The following is a 15,283-nucleotide window of genomic DNA, read 5'->3' as shown; positions in this document are numbered from 1 at the left end:
CCGTGCGCGCCCGTCGGCTGAAGGCTGCTTGTGCCAGGATGATCGGCTAAGGGAGGGCCATGGCCGAGCCGGAGGGGAATATGGACGACCCGGTACTGCTGCAGCGGTTTGCAGCCTGGCTCCAGCCTGGGCCGTCGGCTGAGGATGCGGAGCGCAGCGCTTTCTTCAAAGACGGCGTCATCGTGCTGGACACGAACGTCCTGCTGAGCCTGTACGAGTACACCGAGACCTCCAGGAAAGAGGTCCTGTCAGCACTTGAGCAGACCGCAGGACGGCTGTGGATGCCCTACCAGGTCGGCCTTGAGTTCGTCCGCGGCCGCCGCAGCACACTGGAATCCCGCAAAAGGGCTCTCGCTGATGCTGCCTCAGAGGTCAACAAGAAGCTCATGGCAGCCCGCAAAGCGATCGTCGAGGCGAAGAAGGTCGTGTGTACCCAGCTCGACAGGTACGCCCGGGCCCAGCAGGAGATAGCGGGACTCGACGCACTCGTCGCGGATTCCGGCGTCGATGCTCACCTCGACGTCTACCGTCATGAGTTCAAACGTCACCTGGACATGCTCAAAGCCGACCACGGCTTAGCACTGAACTCCGCCGATGCGGAAGACCCCATCCTTAGGCGCATCGCGAAGCTCTACGGGGAAAGTATCGGCGAGCAGCCGGACGACGACATCCTGCGAAAGCGTCTGGAGGAGGCGACCGCCTACCGGTTCCCGAACAAGATCCCTCCCGGATTCTCCGACTCCGACAAGGACACGCCGCTGAAGTCGGCTGGCGACTTCCTCCTCTGGGAAGAGCTGATCGCGCATGTCCGCCAGTTGCCCCCCAGTGGTCGCCGCGTGCTGTTCGTGTCGAATGACACGAAGGAAGACTGGTACGAGCAGGGCTCCGGCTCAAGCAGCTCCCGTCCGTGGCCGAGCCTTGTCGACGAACTGAGGCGGAGAGCACAAGCAGACTTGAGGATCGAGACACCGCCGTACTTCTTCGGCGGGGTTAGGGAGTTCCTGGACGCTGAGCTCGCCGCGGATACTTACGCGGAGATCGAGCGGGTGTCGGAGGCATTCGAGGCGAAGTTCCCGGACACACCGCTGGTGGTCACGGAGGAGACAGCGTCTCACCTAGATCCGCCGGAGGGGCTGGCGCTTGATGCGTTCAATTCAGTGGGACTCGTCTCTCCGGCCGTGCGTGCGGCTGTGGAGTCGGCGTCGCCGTCCCAACGGGTGTTCCAGTGGTGGCTGATCGGTGTGACAGCTCAGCTCGGGCGGCGGGACGCTGGAGAATCGGAGCCGTCTGTAAGCGTTGCTGCGGCCACACGAAGCAGCAAGCCGCTCTCCCGGGACTGGGTACCCGGTACCGCCCTCTCTCCAGGCGAGTGGCTCCACCGGGATTCATCGTGGATCGCACCGTGGTTCATAAGCCTGCTGAACTCCATCCCGCAGGCGGACCGCACTATCCTGCGCCGGCTGGCAGCGCAGCAAGCGGAGAGCAATAGGCGCTCCGGCAGCTTCCCAACAAATATCTGAACAAACCAGTCGATAAGCCTGCGGCTCGGGAAGCTGTGATCAGTTAGGGCTCCGGAGGCCGAGTATGGGCACGATGAACCAGCAGGTCAGGGGCTCAGGCTATTCGTGGATAGCAGATCCTGTCCACGAATAGTCCGCGACTGACTGTTCTGCTACTCCAAGATATCGAGCGCGGGCAGGCTGTCCACGATCTTCATCGTCTCCAGGCTGACCGTTACGATTCGCTTGAGCAGGTCGATGATGTAGCGCGGGTCGTCAGACCAGTCGTTGGGGTCGTTGATGATCTCCGACGCCTTGTCCACCTTGACCTGGTAGCGTTCGATGATCCACTCGATCGCGGACCGGGCGCCGAGCTGGTAGCGATAGGCCTCCTCAGGGATGTTGGTCAACTTGACCCGCGTGTTGTAGACGATTGTCGACCGGTCAGCCTGCCCCTTCACCTTCGGAATCTTCATCTTCACAACCCGGTACAGCTCGGCCGCGGGTGTCGCTGACGGGTCACCGGTCACCGTCTCGACGATTCCCTTGTACGGCTCGGCCTGCTCGTAGCCCAGGTGCAGGTCGGCGAGCTTGCGGCCGGCCTCAGCGAAGCCACGGAAGTCCCGCACCCTTGGAATACGCGGAAGGGACTTTTTCAGGTCTGCGGCGAATCGCTCACGGTACTGGGGGGAGTGGAGCAAACCGTAGGTGTAGTAGAAAATGTCATCCTTGGTGATGGCCGGATCGGCGTACACTTTACGATAGTTGACCAAGGCTGTATCGGTGATGTTGTCGACTCGCTCATACCCTACCTGCTCTTCAGGAAGAGAGAAAAGGTCATCTCCAGCGCCGAGAATCCGGTAGGAGTAGCGAGGAAAGAACTGGCCGTTTGTCTGGCCACCATAGTTCGCCACGTCGGGAACTTGGTCGACCATCAGAGAAGTGAAGTCCATGGCAGCTCCCACCCCCGTCATAATGATGCCGAGGTTTTTATGCTCCGCTGTCGGGAACATGTGTGGGAGCTGGTTGAGGTAGCTGTTCATCTGCGAGTCAAAGTAGACCCACTGGCTGCAGAAGGGGCGATAACTAGCCGTTCGCACACGCTCCCCCTGGTAGGAATACTGCGTTCCCCTGGCCAGTCGGGTTTTGTCAATGCGATTCCAGCTGATTTTCGTAGCATCGCGATCAATAAACGCGTCTACATCACGCGAGCTCGGACTAGTGATGCCCTGAGCCTTGCAATACTTGGAAAAGCTCAACACTTGCTCGTTATAAAAGTCGATCGACGCCTCAACGTCCTCGACTAGGCGCGAGCACGAAAACCGATAAACCCACGCATCGCGACCGGTTTCTAGGCCACGCGAGAAGATCGCGAAGACCGATTTCTCTGCTGCCTTCTTGTCCTTATCTCCGATGGCTTGGAACTCGCTGAATCGCTCGTCCCGCTGGTTGATCCAGTCTCCGTCCGCGTTTGACTGGAGTTGCTCCCACTTCACTGCGTTTAGGTCTTGCGTGCCGATGACGCGGAGCTTGTCCTCGCGGCTGAGGTAGTCGCCGATGTCTCGGTAGTACAGCTCACGGCCCGCGACCGTACCGAGACTCTGCCCGCTCCTTACCAGGATCAAAATGGCGACGGTGTTCCGGCTCCCCGAGCCGAAAATTTTTCCGCCTTCCTTACGGGACTGCTCCCCGGCCGTACGCTGGTTGCCGCGCAGGTTGTAGCAGTAGATCGCGTCGAATTCATCGACCAGCGACTTACGCAGACCGTCTGCCGTGCTGCTGTCGATGTAGCCACCGTTGGAGACGAAGGCGACCACACCCTCGCCCTTGATGCGGTCGGAGGCCCAGCGGATCGCACGGATGTAGGAGTCGTAGAGCGAGTTCTTATTCGTCGCTGTCGACTTGGCGGCATACGTCTCCTGGATGCGAGCGTCCAGGACCTCGTACTTCACGTTCTGGTTGTCGTCGTTCTGGCTCTCCTGCCCTACCGAGTAGGGCGGGTTGCCGATGACGACCATGACGGGCTGCGCCTTCTGCTTCTTGGCTCGGTCACTGTTACCGGCCAGCACATCCATACCTTCAAGCTGCGCCGCCCGACTCTCGGCAAGCTGGAAAGTGTCCGCCAGTACGATGCCCTCGAAAGGCTGGTACTCCGCTTCCTTCCCAGCCAGCTCCATGTACGCCGCTTCGATGTTCACGGCCGCGATGTAGTAGGCGAGCAGCACGATCTCGTTGGCATGCAGTTCCCTGCTGTACTTGCGGAGCAGGTCTTCCTGCGTGATCAGGCCGGACTGGAGCAGGCGCACAGGGAAGGTCCCGGTGCCGACGAAGGGGTCGAGGATGTGGACACCCTCGTCGCTCAGCGAGCGGCCGAGGTGCTTCACCATCGCTTGCTCGGTGGCGCGGATGATGAAGTCGACAACCTCGACCGGAGTGTAGACGATGCCGAGGGCCTCGGCTGCCTTCTTCGTCGCCGTCTTAAAGAATTTGTCATACAGCTCGACGATTACGCGCTGGCGGCCTTGGTGGTTGTCGATTCCTTCAGCCCGGACACGGACGGAGTGGTAGAAGTCCTCCAGTGTCTTGGTCTCAGAATCCAAGCCCTGATCGTCAAGAACGTCGAGCATGCGCTGCATGGCCTTGGAGACCGGGTTGTGTTCGGCGAACGCATAGTCCTTGAACAGGGCATCGAAGACCGGCTTGGTGATGATGTGCTGCGCAAGCATGTCGATGGCGTCGGTACCGGTGATGCCAGGGTTTATAGTGGCGCGCAGCTCGCCGACGAATTCCTCGAAGGTTGCCTTCTTTTCCGGGATCTCCAGTGCGGCCTTGATGCGGGTGACGTGGCGGTCGGCGATCTGGGCGATGTCCTTGGCCCAGTCCTCCCAGTAGTGGCGCTCGCCGACCTTGTCGACGATGCGGGCGTAGATCGCTTCGCGCCAGTCGCTTATGGAGAACAGGGCGTCTTGAACGTGCTGGGCGTTTTGGGCTTCCTGCTCCTTGGCCGCCTTGGTGCTGTCCGCGGTGCTAGAGCCGTCCTTCTCCCCGACCTCCTCATCGCCAGCACCGATGTGGCCATGGCCGATGATGTCGGGCTTCTTTTTGTTCAGCTCGATCTGGTTGACGGTTGCGTTGAAGCGGTCATCGTGGGCGCGCAGCGCCTGGAGGACCTGCCAGACGGTCTTGAAGCGCTGGTTGTCCGCGAGGGCCTTCTCTGGGGCGACACCGGCGGGGACAGCGACGGGCAGGATGATGTAGCCATAGTTCTTGCCCGGCGCAACACGCATGACGCGTCCAACAGACTGGACGACATCTACGACAGAGTTGCGCGGGTTGAGGAACAGCACCGCGTCGAGGCTGGGGACGTCCACGCCTTCGGACAGGCAACGGGCGTTGGACAGAATGCGGGCGTTGTTCGGGCCGGGATCCTGCTTGAGCCAGTCGAGGAGCTGGTTGCGCCGCAGGGTGTTGAAAGTGCCGTCGACGTGTTCAACCTCGCAGTGCAACACGTCGTCATCAGCGTCGTCATACGCGTCGACGACCGCGTTGAACCGCTCCCTAATGGCCTTGGAGTCGGCGATGGACCGAGAAAACGCGACGGCCCGCTTCATCGGTGCTTCGTCCTTGCCGAACCCGGAGCCGTCGGCGAAGGTGCCGGTGCGCTTGGCCAGCGCATTCCAGCAGCCGATGATCTTCGCCGCATCGTCGAGCCGCAGTTCGGAGTCGCCGCCGGCGAAACCTTCTTGAAGGGTCTTGGCGACCACGCCTTCGTCGATGGTGAGGATGAGGACTTTGTAGTCGGTGAGCAGTCCCTGCTCGACGGCCTTGCCGAAGCCGAGGCGGTGGAACTCGGGACCGTACTTCGTCTCGTTGTCCATCGAGGCGACAGCCGCGGAGGCGCCCTTAGCCTCCTGCTTGGTCTCGTCGCTGTACACGCGCGGGGTGGCAGTCATGTACAGGCGACGGTCGGCGCCGATGAAGCTGTCGTCGTGGACGCGGACGAACGCGGACTCGTCGTGGCCGGACAGGGTGACGCCGGTGGTGCGGTGGGCCTCGTCGCACAGGATCAGGTCGAACCGCGGCATGCCCTGCTTCTGGGCGGCGGAAATCGTGGCGATCGACTGATAGGTCGAGAACACCACCGTCAGGCCAGGGGTGGCCTCGACGCTGGCCATCTGCGTCATCAGCCGGTCGGGGCTGGTGGTGGCCGGCAGGGCGAGGTCGTGGGTAGACATGTCCTTGTCGTCGCCCTGGGCCTTCTGCTTGCCGACCTGAGCATCGGAGCAGACGGCGAACGCACGCAGCGGGACCTCGGCTTCGTACGACCACTCACGCAGCGACTGTGAGAGAAGGGCGATGGAGGGCACCAGGAACAGGACTGTGGTGTGCTCACCCTGCCTAGCTTCGGCACGCTCCTGCTGAAGCCGTTCGGCGATCTTCAGGCTGGTGAAGGTCTTGCCGGTGCCGCAGGCCATGATGAGCTTGCCGCGGTCATGCTCGGCGAAGCCGGCGAAAACGTCGTCGATCGCCGCCTTCTGGTGGGGACGCGGGCTCTTCTTGTCCCGCAGTGTCATCTGGACTTCGTGGTCGATGCCCTCCGCGGGCAGGTGCCACTCGACAGCGCTGTTCGCAATGTCGGCGAGTCCTATCCGCGTGACGGGGATCTGCTGGTCGTCCAGCGCCTCTTCCGCGTGGACGCTCCACTTGTCCGTCGTAGAGATGATCATCCGGCGGGTGAAGGCGCCCTTGCCGGAGGCCGTGAAGAAGGAGTCGATGTCCTCCTTGCGGACCGTGTGGTGCAGCTCGTAGAACTTGCACTGGATGGCGCAGAAGCCACCTGTCTCCCGGTCCTGTGCCACCAGGTCAATACCGGTGTCGCGCTTGTCCTGCTCCGCCCCCGGCCAGTCGGTCCACATCCACACCCGGGTGAACTGCTCGGTCCACTGCGGATCGGTGCTCAGGTACTGGACCATGAGCTCTTCGAATCGGGTGCCGAGATCCCTGTTCCCGGTGGCCCCGTTACGGATCGCCCTGAGTACGTCATGCACCGTCGTCGTGTCCGTTGCCAACTCGCTCCGCACCCCTCACCGTCCACGGCGCGCCTGTCGGACGCCGGATCGTTCCCACCAAAAAGCTTCATAACCCTACTGCTCAAGTCCATGATCTAGGGCGACGCTGAGCGGCCTCGTACGGCCCAGGGACGACCCAGCTCTCCCGCCAGGACGCACGGCCTCTTCGTCCCGAAGTTGTGCAGGCGTTCGACCCTAGGTTGCCGTTAGACACTCGCCTGACTGAGTAGACCGGACGTCCCTTCGCTCGACGTCGCCGTGCCCTCGGGGCCGCTGCAGGAGTTAGTTCCATATCTAGGCGCGATGGGTAGATGTTCGACACAATGAGCACAGTGATCAGCTCGATGGCCAAGATCATCTTGAGGGTCACTGTCACAGGGGTGGGTAACAATCACAGATGACGTTCCAGGGGGGAACTTGGAGACGTGGCCTGGCAGCTTCCCGGACGCATGTCCTCCGAGCGATGCGGAGGCGGCTGCCGGTACCTTTTACCGGCTGGTCGACACAGACCCGCCGACGCCAGACGACTTCATGAACCATCATGAGCTGCTCGGAGTCGGGCGGCTGCGGTCAAGGTTCTGGCCGGACGACTGCGAGGCGGCTGGGTTAAGCGTCTTCGGTGACGTGGCTGATGCTCGAAGGACCAGGTCCGCTGTGGGGCCACTGAGGAAGAAGAAGGTAGCCGCAGGTGACATAACAGGGGCAGGAAGGATGAAGCACACGCCGCGAAATCCGAAGTGCACTCATCACACGTGGTGGCGCACAGCGGATGATGCGGCGTGGGAGGGATTTGAGGTTGTGCCGTGAACTGGATGCCGAGAGACACTATTCTTGGTGAGCTGAAGATGCAGGAGTCGTACGTTTACTACGACGGCCCGCGCGTCTTCAGTTGCACTTCGCTGACTGATCAGACCTTCCTTGCCGCCTGGGCGGAAGAGGGCGATGAAGGCGATGAATGGCTTTATGTCCCGGTCTCGCAAGCGCGCCTTGACATGGTCCGCTCTGGCGGTATTCCCCTGCGGACTGCCATTGAGTCCTCGGAAGGTTTCATCTTCCAAGTCTCACTACCCCACGACGTGGGGCGGGATGATACTGCTAAACCCATTCGAGCCGGTGATATCCCAGAAGAGTGGCTGCCGGAGCCGGACTTCGCGCTTGATATTTCAACTCATACGCTTCCTTTAGCTGAGTCGGAAGAAGTCATTGAGAGTAAGGCTAAGCAGGAAAGCCGAACCAGGTTGCGTCTGTGTGTCTCCCTTCCGCAGTTCGCTCGAAGTGAGGCGCCTGCTCGTGGGATCGGAGGTCTGCTTCTCACTACTCAGTCAGTTTACGACAACGTCGGCTACTCCCTCACGGAGGAAAACCCCTCCCCGCGAGGCAGGATTCCGAGTGAAGTAGCAGCTCAGACGGCAATCTCGGTCGTTGGTGCGGCTGCGTCGAGTTTTGTCCTGGAGATGGCGTCGAACGAACTAGATGACTTGCTGGGTGATTCCCTCTTCGCCCAGACCACCTCAAAGGTTCTAGAGCTCCTGGATCTGACACTCGAATATTCTGAGCTTTCTGCAAAGTTGGCAGAGATCAAGCCTAGAGCCGCGAAGAGCTTCCGTTCCATGGTGGAGAAGCTCGCCGAGACCGGGGGAGACGTTACGCTCGCCGCCGCCGGCACTCGATTGCCATATACGGCTCGAAAGCTCCCGGCGGGCAAGCTGGATGAGTTTGCGAAAACGCTGAAGAGGCTCGTTCCTGAGGATCAGGTCGAAGAGGTGCGTCGACGTATGCGACTCTACAAGATTGATACCGAGCGGCGAACGTTCGGGTTCAGGGACGAATCGATGGATCCTGTAGTGGATTATGAGGGTGCTATCGATGATGCTGCGTGGCCTCAAGCTTCGCATGCAACTGTGCAGGAGAATTACGACGTTCTCATTTTGGGTACGACCGTAATAGATGAGACTGTTGGGGAGCGGAAGACCACCTACCGTCTAATGCAGGTTTCCCCAATAAGTGGGTTGGCCCGGTAGTTGGCTAAAGGTCGGCGCAGCGGCTTTGGGCTGGAGCTGCTTTGGCGCGAGTGATCATGGCCCCGTAAGCTTGCGGCGCGTCGGGCAATCTGTGGACCTGCCCGGTAAAGCACGACGTTGGGGCCATGATCTTCGAGGCTCGCGCCAAAGTGGCTGCCTAAAGCCGTGGAGCCGACCGCCCCAGCCACGACGTACCCCTTCTCTGGCATCAAGCGGTTGATTGCTGTGTGTGCGGCACGGGCGCCGGCCGGGCTGGAGCGGGGCGGAGACAGGAGCGCAGGCCCGGCCGGGGGCCGGGCCGCGCGCGGGGAGCGGAGCGAGCCGCCTTGATGAGGTAGGGAAACCTGTAACAGGTGATCGTCCTGAGTCATCGGAACCGATGATCGGCACGGCTCAGGCATCTAGGCTGGGCTGCCTCGTGGTGTAGAACCCTGGTCATGGGGAGTGAGCGGCAGCAGCGGATGAAGGCGCTCGGAGCGCGCCTGAAGGGGCTTCGTGGTGAGGCTGGTCTGACTGGGGCCGTGCTGGCTCAGAGGGCCGGAGTTGGTCAGCCCACCGTGTCCAAGGTGGAGAACGGACGCATGGTCCCCAGCGTCGACGTCTTGGGCCGCTTGACTCGCGCTCTCGGTCTCGACGAGTCGACCACTCGGGAGGTGCGTGACCTCCTGGTCGCCGTGGAAGCCGCTCCCGGCACTGTGGAGTTGGCCGGTGCTGAGGCAACTGCCGGGTCGCCGCTCGATGAAGCGGTGCGGTCCGCTCGGCTGGTCCGCTCCTTCCAATGCGTCGTCCTGCCGGCCATGCTCCAGAGTGCTGAGTACGCCCGGCACGTCTTCGGCAGTGCACCGGACTCCACTCCTGAAGGCGTCGGTCGTGCGGTCGCTGCCCGTGTGGAGCGGCAGAGTCTCTTGTACGAGCCCGGACGGGAGTCGGTGTTCGTGCTCACCGAGGGCGTGTTGCGCACTTGGCCCGGGAGTCCTGCGCTGATGCTCGCTCAGCTCGACCGGCTGCTGGCCGTCGAGAGTCTGAGCACGGTTCGACTCGGCGTCGTCCCTTGGCGCCAAGCCATGCCCGTCATGCCGCGTCACGGGTTCACCCTGTGCGATCGAGCGGCGGTCGTCGTCGAGACCTTCCGCGGTGAGCACGTGCTCGCCGGCTCCACCGAAGTCGCCGGTTACGAAGAGACGTTCAGCCGCTTCGAAGAAGCCGCGACCTTCGGGCCTGAAGTGCGGGAACTGCTTCTCCGGGTGATGAAGGACTTCCGAGACCTGGACGCCTCCAGCGCTCGTTAGAGGAATAATTCCTCAAGATGCCTGTCCTGCTGGCTCGCGCATGGGAATACTGGGCTCACTGCATCGTCTAGCCCCCTAGACGCGGAGGAGTGTTCCGCATGCCCAAAGAGTGGTCCCGCATCTTCCCCGGCCAAGCCTGGCGAGTGGCCGAAGCTCGCCGCTTCGTCGCCGCCCTGCTTGAGGGTGAGCCCTCGAACCTGATCGATGATGCTGCTCTGGTCGTCGGCGAGCTGGCGGCCAACGCCGTTCGGCACACACGGAGCGGCTGGTACCGGGGATGGTTCCTGGTGATCGTCGGCTTCACCGACGACTTCGTGCGGATCCAGGTCGTCGACCAGGGTGGCGACGACGAGCCCATGGTGAGGAGCGTGAACGCCCGCCTGGACCAGGGCGGTCGCGGTCTGACGCTGGTCTCTGCCTGCGCGAAGGACTGGGGCGTGAAGGATCGGCCCGCCGGTGGGCGCTGTGTCTGGGCTGACTTGGCGCGGGTGGACTTGTGATGGTGTGCCGTGCGGCGGTGGTCCGTGCTTGCCGCGCGGGCGGTAGAGAGTGAGCCCCAAGGGGGTGCCTCGACGCAGGGCCACGTTCTATGTGATCGGCGTTCGATCCGGACGCCTCCTCGCGCCCGTACTGTCTAGAGCCCTAGACTCGCGGGTACTGCTAGGAGGTGAAGTGATGTCGGACGAGTTGCAGCGCATTATGGCTATCGAAGACCCGTACCTGCTCCTGCGGGAGGTCACGACGCGTTTGGCCGACGCTCAGCAGGAGGTGACCGAACTCGCCCGGCTCCGTCGCCGCGTGGTTCAGGACCTCCATGCACAAGGGTTGTCGTACGCGCAGATCGCCACCAAGGCTGGCCTGAGTCGTGGGCGAATCCATCAGATCCGCCACACCGGACCGGCGCCCGAGGGTGCCTTCCTCGGACGTGGGGCGGTCATCATCGCGACTCCGCTGCGGCGCGACGACGAACGCGGCCGCACGGTCGTCGCCGTGGATGACGTCAGCTCCGGCAAGCGACTGGAAGACCTCGGGCGGACCTACGGCCTCGACGTCACCTCCGAGCACGTGTTGGTGAGCGGTGAGATCGACCTCGATCGTGACGGCCTGGTCGTCGTCTGCGGCCCGCGGATGTCTCAGCAGATGTGGGACACCTACGCCCAGGACCCCGTGCTGCGCTGGGAGCAAGCCGAAGACGGACCCTGGACCGTCGTCGACCGGCGAACGGGCACGGTGCACCGGTCCGGACAGGACAGTGATCCGGCCCGCTCGTACGACGTCGGGTACCTCGGCAGGCTGCCCCGGCCGGACGGCAACGGCACGGTGCTCGCCATCGCCGGCATCCACACGCAAGGTTCCCTCGGCGTGGTGCAGCTGCTCGCCAACGACCTGAACACCCTGTGGGGGCAGGTGGGCGAGCATCGTTTCTCCACCCTGGTCGGAGTCGACTACGACCCGGAGACCAGCGAACCGCGATCCGTCGAACTACTCACCCCCCTCTACCGGCACGACGAGGAGTCGGCGGCGTGAGAGTCACCCTCGCCTCTCAACCTGCCGAACCGGGCCGAGAGAACGAGGACTTCGCCGCCGCCGCGCCCGGCGCTGCCGTGCTCCTGGACGGTGCGGGCGTGGCCGGCGGGGAAACCGGATGCTCGCACGGCGTCGCCTGGTTCTCCTCAAGGCTGGGCGGACTACTGCTGAGCACCGTCACCACGCATACCGCCCGACCCTTGCCCGAGTGCCTGGCCGACGCGATCCGCGCTGTCCGATCGCTGCACGAAGACAGTTGTGACCTGGTGCATCGGGCCAGCCCCACCAGCACGGTCATCGCTGTACGTGCCCGCGGCGAAGACCTGGAGTACCTCGTCCTCGGCGACTCGACCCTCCTGCTGGCCGACGCGTGGGGAGAGGCGACTGCCGTCACTGATCGGCGATTGGACGAGGTCGGCAAGCGGCTGCGCGGACCGGTCGACGCGTTGCCCACGGGCTCACCCGAACACGCCGCCGCCCTTGCCGAGTACCGCGACGCCCTGACGCAGCTTCGGAACAAGCAGAACGGCTTCTGGATCGCCGGCCCCGAGCCGCGAGCGGCCGAGCATGCCCTCACCGGGACGGTGCCTCTCGCTTCCCTGGCTTCCGTGACGCTGCTGAGCGACGGGGCAACCCGCCTCGTCGACCGCTTCGAACTCACCACCTGGAAAGAGACATTGGCAGTCGTCGGCACTTCCGGCCCGGCCGAGCTGATCCGCCGAGTCCGAGAAGTGGAGGCCGGCGACTCTGAGGGGCGGCGCTGGCCGCGAGGTAAAGCGCACGATGACGCGACCGTCCTCCACCTCGCGTTGCGGTAGCTCGAACCTTCACGGCTCCGAGACACGCTCGTATACCCCCCTAGACAGTTGATGGGGCGTCGGCTTACTGTTGTCGTCCACCCCCCTAGACGGTTAGGGCGGGCCACCCCCTGTGCTGTCTAGGGGGGTATCCAGCCCGAGCGAAGCCCAGCAGGGCACTGCCAACGAGTGAGGTTCAAGAAATGCGTGTCATCCCCGTAGATGTCTCGGCCGCAACGCTGCTCGTCACCAAGCTGCCGGAAGTGAAGGTGAAGGACCGTCAGACCGGTGAGGTCGCCGTCGACCCGACGACGAACCAGCGGCTGATGGTCCTGGAGCTGGTGTTCATCGCGCAGGGCGGTTCGGACATGATCAAGGTCACCGTTCCGGAGCCGGGCATCGGTGACGGTCTGGTCATGGGCGCACCTGTAATCCTCTCCGGCCTCGTCGCCCGGCCCTGGGAGAGCGAGTTCGGCGGTCGGATGCGCCACGGCATCGCATACCGGGCGGACGCGGTCATGGTCACCAGCCCCGCGCCGGTGAAGGGCTGACCGCCGTGACCGACACACTGTGGACGCTGACGCTGTGCCTGGTGGCTCTCGCGGGCCTGCTGGTGCTGCGTCGGCGTATGCCGGCCGCGTTCTGGTGGGTCGTCGGGTACCCGCTGGTCGCAGTGCGCGTGGTCACCACCTACCGGGCGACCATGGATGCCTGCGGCCTGACGGTCCCGGCCTCCGCCGTCCGTCGGGCCACGGCTCGGCTGGTCGGTCGGGAGGCGGCTCCCGTACCGCCTCGCAGGTCGTTCCCGCGGCCGACCGGTTCAGGACTGGTCATGCGGTTGCGCATGGCGGCCGGACAGGCTCCCGAGGACTTCATCGCCTCGGCCGACCGGTTGCGACACGCATGGGCCGCTCACGCCGTCCACATCCGCCCGACCAAGCCCGGATGGCTCGAACTGCGGCTGATCGGCTGGGATGTGCTCGCGGACGTACGGCGGCCTCTGCGACGGCCGAAGGACGGGGGCCTGCTCTCCCTGCCTCTGGCGCTGCGGGATGACGGACGCTGGCACGTACGTGACTTCCGTGCCGTGCCGCATGAACTCATCCTCGGCGCAACGCAATCCGGCAAGTCCGTCTACCTGCGGAACCTGCTGTGCGGCCTCGCCCGGCAACCGGTCGTGCTCGTCGGGATCGACTGCAAATGGGGTGTCGAACTCGCGCCGTTCGCTCCCCGCCTGTCGGCTCTGGCGGACACCCCGGACCGGGCCAACGAACTCCTTGACGCCCTGCTGGAGGAGATGGAGGCACGGTTCCGGCTGATCGGGCTCAGCTCGGCCGTCGGACCGGACACCGTCCTCACCTCGGACGTGTGGGGACTGCCCGAGAAGGTACGGCCGGTGCCGGTCGTGGTCGTCGTCGACGAGGTGGCGGAACTTTTCCTCGCCGCCAACAAGGAGGACGAGAAGCGGCGCGACGCCATGGTCACCAAGCTGATCCGCGTCGCCCAGCTCGGCCGCGCGGCCGGCCTCTACCTGGAGGTATGCGGGCAGCGCTTCGGCTCCGAACTCGGCAAGGGGGCCACCATGCTCCGAGCCCAGCTCACCGGCCGTATCTGCCACCGCGTCAACGACGAGACATCGGCGAACATGGCGCTCGCCGACATCTCCCCGGAGGCCGCACTCGCTGCCACCGCCATCCCCGCCGAACGTCCCGGCGTCGCGATCGTCGGTGACTCCTCCGGCGGTTGGTCCCGTGCCCGCTCCCCGCACCTCACCCTCGACGAAGCGGCGGCCGTTTGCCGCGCCACCGCCGCCCTTGTGCCTGAGCTGCCCCGCCTCGACGCCCTCCGGCCCGCCGTCGCCGTCGAGCCTGCCGGAACGGCGTCACCCGTCACCCCCGCACCGACCGTGCGCCCGGTGACCGAGTAACCACCTCCCCCTCCCACGGCCGGCGCGACCGCCTCGCGCCAAGTCCCTACCCCTCCCATGCCTCGAACCGGAAGGAAGGCGAGCCGATGCGTGCCCACCTGGCCCGCGTGGACGCAGTGATCATCCAAGCCGCCATCGCGGGTGCCCTGTCCTTCGCCCACCTTCACGACCTCGCAGAAGCGGCAGGACAGGGCGGCTGGAAGGCATGGGCCTACCCGGTCAGCGTCGACCTGCTGCTGGTCGCCGCCTGGCGTCGGATGCGTGCACAGCAGCGGGCCGGACAGCCCGCCGGGGGAGCGCGCTTGTGGTTCCTGATCGCCTTGTGTGCATCCCTGGGTGCGAACGTCGCCACGGCCGGTCTCCTCGACCTGGACCACGTCCCCGCGCCGCTTCGCGTCGTGGTGGCCGGGTGGCCAGCCCTCGCCTTCTTCGGCGGAACGCTGCTCGCACACGAGCCCCGAACCTCCGAGAAGCCTGCGGCTCCGCAATCCCCGGAACCGAACGCCGAACCGATCTCAGCTCCGCCCGCGGTCGACGCCTCTCCCCGTGACGCCCTCCCGGCCCCGCCACCGGAGCCCGCCTCCGACGTGGTCACCGCCCCGGCGCCCACTCCGGCCGTAGCCCTCCCACCCGCACTCGTCGACCGCGTGCAGGCCCTCGCCAAGGAACACCGCGCCACCACCGGCCTTCCCGCCGATCCCGACGCCGTACGCGCCCGGCTCGGCCTGCCTCCGTCCATGACGGCCTCCGTCGCCGCTCACCTCTGAGAAGGGAACGCCCACGTGACTCCGCGCTTCCGCAACGTCCGCCGCTTCGGTCCCGTACAGGTCGCCACGTTCCTCGCCCGTGGCCGCAACCGCCACTTGGCCGCCTGCACCGCGCCGCGCTGCGACTTCTCCGCCGAGTACGACAGCCGCGCCGCCGCCGAACTCGCCGCCCGCACCCACCGCTGCACGGCCTGAGAAGGAGATCACCGCCATGGACGTCCCGCTCTGGTTCGCCGTGCTCGTCGTCGCCGTCCTCGGCATCCAGCTCGCCCGCCCGCCGTGGTGGCTGGTCGCCCTGCTGCTCCTCGGCGGCTACCTCGTCGCGAACAGCGTCCTTGCCCCCGCCGTCGCAACGCTCCTCGACTGACCGCCCTCAGAAGGAATCAC

General features: G+C 64.6%; 12 protein-coding genes. 11 read left to right on the top strand and 1 reads right to left on the bottom strand.

The features are described from left to right. Positions 1-59: 59 nt before the first annotated feature. Positions 60-1,520 (top strand): PIN-like domain-containing protein, encoded by a 1,461-nt coding sequence (locus tag ACIRS4_RS31150; RefSeq protein WP_404202367.1) that lies wholly within the window; start codon positions 60-62, stop codon positions 1,518-1,520. 152 nt (positions 1,521-1,672) lie between these two features. On the opposite strand, the gene ACIRS4_RS31145 is transcribed toward ACIRS4_RS31150, so the two are convergent. Further along, on the bottom strand, positions 1,673-6,472 hold the full coding sequence (locus tag ACIRS4_RS31145) for a DEAD/DEAH box helicase (RefSeq protein ID WP_404202365.1): 4,800 nt from the start codon (positions 6,470-6,472) through the stop codon (positions 1,673-1,675). A 908-nt stretch (positions 6,473-7,380) separates the two neighbouring features. On the opposite strand from ACIRS4_RS31145, the gene ACIRS4_RS31140 reads away from it, so the two are divergent. From ACIRS4_RS31140 to ACIRS4_RS31095, 10 genes are all read left to right on the top strand, one after another. After that, the gene (locus ACIRS4_RS31140; protein WP_404202408.1) at positions 7,381-8,589 is read left to right on the top strand and encodes a DUF6575 domain-containing protein; all 1,209 of its coding nucleotides are present in this window, start codon (positions 7,381-7,383) and stop codon (positions 8,587-8,589) included. A gap of 461 nt (positions 8,590-9,050) precedes the next feature. Further along, positions 9,051-9,878, top strand: a complete 828-nt coding sequence (locus ACIRS4_RS31135) for a helix-turn-helix domain-containing protein (protein ID WP_404202362.1) — start codon at positions 9,051-9,053, stop codon at positions 9,876-9,878. Between the two features lie 98 nt (positions 9,879-9,976). After that, positions 9,977-10,378, top strand: a complete 402-nt coding sequence (locus ACIRS4_RS31130; protein WP_404202360.1) for an ATP-binding protein — start codon at positions 9,977-9,979, stop codon at positions 10,376-10,378. A gap of 175 nt (positions 10,379-10,553) precedes the next feature. Continuing rightward, entirely contained in the window at positions 10,554-11,405 is an 852-nt protein-coding gene (locus tag ACIRS4_RS31125) for a sigma-70 family RNA polymerase sigma factor (RefSeq protein WP_404202358.1), read from the top strand. Beyond that, positions 11,402-12,223, top strand: a complete 822-nt coding sequence (locus ACIRS4_RS31120) for an integrase (RefSeq protein WP_404202356.1) — start codon at positions 11,402-11,404, stop codon at positions 12,221-12,223. Before ACIRS4_RS31125 ends, ACIRS4_RS31120 begins: the two co-directional genes overlap by 4 nt. A gap of 182 nt (positions 12,224-12,405) precedes the next feature. Beyond that, a complete protein-coding gene (locus ACIRS4_RS31115; protein ID WP_404202354.1) occupies positions 12,406-12,753 on the top strand; it encodes a hypothetical protein in 348 nt (115 codons plus the stop codon). Positions 12,754-12,758: 5 nt separating this feature from the next. Beyond that, positions 12,759-14,129 carry an FtsK/SpoIIIE domain-containing protein gene (locus ACIRS4_RS31110; protein ID WP_404202352.1) on the top strand — a complete coding sequence of 457 codons (1,371 nt, stop codon included), beginning with the start codon at positions 12,759-12,761 and terminating at the stop codon, positions 14,127-14,129. 86 nt (positions 14,130-14,215) lie between these two features. Continuing rightward, a complete protein-coding gene (locus ACIRS4_RS31105; RefSeq protein WP_404202350.1) occupies positions 14,216-14,896 on the top strand; it encodes a DUF2637 domain-containing protein in 681 nt (226 codons plus the stop codon). 15 nt (positions 14,897-14,911) lie between these two features. Next, on the top strand, positions 14,912-15,091 hold the full coding sequence (locus tag ACIRS4_RS31100; protein ID WP_404202348.1) for a mobile element transfer protein: 180 nt from the start codon (positions 14,912-14,914) through the stop codon (positions 15,089-15,091). Between the two features lie 16 nt (positions 15,092-15,107). Continuing rightward, positions 15,108-15,263, top strand: a complete 156-nt coding sequence (locus ACIRS4_RS31095) for a hypothetical protein (protein WP_167795700.1) — start codon at positions 15,108-15,110, stop codon at positions 15,261-15,263. Positions 15,264-15,283: the final 20 nt, after the last annotated feature.

It is taken from the genome of Streptomyces sp. NPDC101166, from assembly GCF_044768125.1.
GTDB lineage: Bacteria > Actinomycetota > Actinomycetes > Streptomycetales > Streptomycetaceae > Streptomyces.
This window is presented reverse-complemented; position numbering and strand designations above follow the sequence as displayed.

Bases quoted from the DNA above. Each gene is read 5' to 3' on its own strand.
- ACIRS4_RS31145 (WP_404202365.1), bottom strand. From the start codon at position 6,472: ATGGTCCAGTACCTGAGCACCGATCCGCAGTGGACCGAGCAGTTCACC.
- ACIRS4_RS31105 (WP_404202350.1), top strand. From the start codon at position 14,216: ATGCGTGCCCACCTGGCCCGCGTGGACGCAGTGATCATCCAAGCCGCC.
- ACIRS4_RS31125 (WP_404202358.1), top strand. From the start codon at position 10,554: ATGTCGGACGAGTTGCAGCGCATTATGGCTATCGAAGACCCGTACCTG.
- ACIRS4_RS31095 (WP_167795700.1), top strand. From the start codon at position 15,108: ATGGACGTCCCGCTCTGGTTCGCCGTGCTCGTCGTCGCCGTCCTCGGC.
- ACIRS4_RS31115 (WP_404202354.1), top strand. From the start codon at position 12,406: ATGCGTGTCATCCCCGTAGATGTCTCGGCCGCAACGCTGCTCGTCACC.
- ACIRS4_RS31130 (WP_404202360.1), top strand. From the start codon at position 9,977: ATGCCCAAAGAGTGGTCCCGCATCTTCCCCGGCCAAGCCTGGCGAGTG.
- ACIRS4_RS31135 (WP_404202362.1), top strand. From the start codon at position 9,051: ATGAAGGCGCTCGGAGCGCGCCTGAAGGGGCTTCGTGGTGAGGCTGGT.
- ACIRS4_RS31150 (WP_404202367.1), top strand. From the start codon at position 60: ATGGCCGAGCCGGAGGGGAATATGGACGACCCGGTACTGCTGCAGCGG.
- ACIRS4_RS31140 (WP_404202408.1), top strand. From the start codon at position 7,381: ATGCCGAGAGACACTATTCTTGGTGAGCTGAAGATGCAGGAGTCGTAC.